Below are 792 nucleotides of genomic sequence, written 5' to 3' on the forward strand. Positions count from 1 at the left end.
AACGTGCAGGCGCACTACGATCTGTCCGACGACTTCTTCCGGCTGTTCCTGGACCCGACCCAGACCTACACCTGCGCTTACTTCGAGCGAGACGATATGACCCTCGAGGAAGCGCAGAATGCGAAGTTCGACCTGGCGCTGGGAAAACTGAACCTCGAACCCGGAATGACGCTGCTCGATATCGGCTGCGGCTGGGGCGCCACGCTGCGGCGCGCCATCGAGAAGTACGACGTCAACGTCGTGGGCCTGACGCTGTCGGAAAACCAGGCCGAGCACGTCCAGCAGATGTTCGACGGGCTGGACACGAACCGCTCGGCGCAGGTGCTGCTGGAGGGGTGGGAGAAGTTCGACGAACCCGTCGACCGGATCGTCTCCATCGGCGCCTTCGAGCACTTCGGCCGGCAACGGTGGGGCCACTTCTTCAAGATGGCCTACCGGGTGCTGCCGGCCGACGGGGTCATGCTGCTGCACACCATCTCGCGCCCGACCTTCAAAGAGGCCAGGGCCCAGGGCACCCCGTTGACCCACGAGGTCGTTCACTTCACCCAGTTCATCCTGGCCGAGATCTTCCCCGGCGGATGGCTGCCGACGATCCCGTCGGTCGAAGAGCACGCCGGCGACGCCGGTTTCAAGGTGACCCGGATCCAGTCGCTTCAGCTGCACTACGCCAGGACGCTGGAGATATGGGCCGCCGCGCTCGAAGCCAACAAGGACAAGGCCATCGCGATCCAGTCGGAGAAGGTCTACGACCGGTACATGAAGTACCTCACCGGCTGCGCCAAGTTGTTCCGC

Annotated in this window: 1 protein-coding gene; it reads left to right on the top strand. The window is 63.9% G+C overall.

Annotated features, from left to right (window positions below; translation table 11 throughout):
• The coding region (locus A5712_RS09105; protein WP_156766489.1) for a cyclopropane mycolic acid synthase family methyltransferase at positions 1-792 on the top strand (792 nt) is incomplete at both ends.

The organism is Mycobacterium sp. E2327 (genome assembly GCF_001672675.1).
Lineage (GTDB): Bacteria > Actinomycetota > Actinomycetes > Mycobacteriales > Mycobacteriaceae > Mycobacterium.